Below are 797 nucleotides of genomic sequence, written 5' to 3' on the forward strand. Positions count from 1 at the left end.
ACCGGCCCCGACGTGGTGAAGACCGTGACCAACGAGGTGGTGACGGCGGAGGAACTCGGCGGCGCCTCGGTGCACGCGACGCGCTCCTCGATCGCCGACGGCGCGTTCGAGAACGACGTCGACGCGCTATTGCAGATGCGCCGGCTGATCGACTTCCTGCCGTCGAACAACACCGACGGCGTGCCGGAATGGCCAAGCTTCGACGATATCGGCCGCGTCGACCTGTCCCTGGACACCCTGATCCCCGACAATCCGAACAAGCCCTATGACATCAAGGAATTGATCCTGAAGGTCGTGGACGAGGGGGACTTCTTCGAGATCTCCGAGACCTTCGCCAAGAACATCGTCACCGGCTTCGGCCGCATCGCCGGCCGCACCGTGGGCTTTGTCGCCAACCAGCCGATGGTGCTCGCCGGCGTGCTCGACAGCGACGCCTCGCGCAAGGCCGCGCGCTTCGTCCGCTTCTGCGATGCCTTCAACATCCCGATCGTCACCTTCGTCGACGTGCCCGGCTTCCTGCCCGGCACCGCGCAGGAATATGGCGGCCTGATCAAGCACGGCGCAAAACTGCTGTTCGCCTACTCGCAATGCACGGTGCCGCTCGTCACCATCATCACCCGCAAGGCCTATGGCGGCGCCTTCGACGTCATGGCCTCGAAGGAGATCGGCGCCGACATGAACTATGCCTGGCCGACCGCGCAGATCGCGGTGATGGGGGCCAAGGGCGCGGTCGAGATCATCTTCCGCTCCGACATCGGCGACCCCGACAAGATCGCCGCGCGCACCAAGGAATACGA

1 protein-coding gene is annotated in these 797 nt (G+C 65.0%); it reads left to right on the top strand.

The genetic code is table 11. The features are described from left to right. Positions 1–797: acyl-CoA carboxylase subunit beta (locus tag AC5ZGW_RS46585; protein ID WP_496114195.1), on the top strand; the 797-nt coding region annotated here is incomplete at both ends.

It is taken from the genome of Bradyrhizobium sp. Crot121 (genome assembly GCF_059512385.1).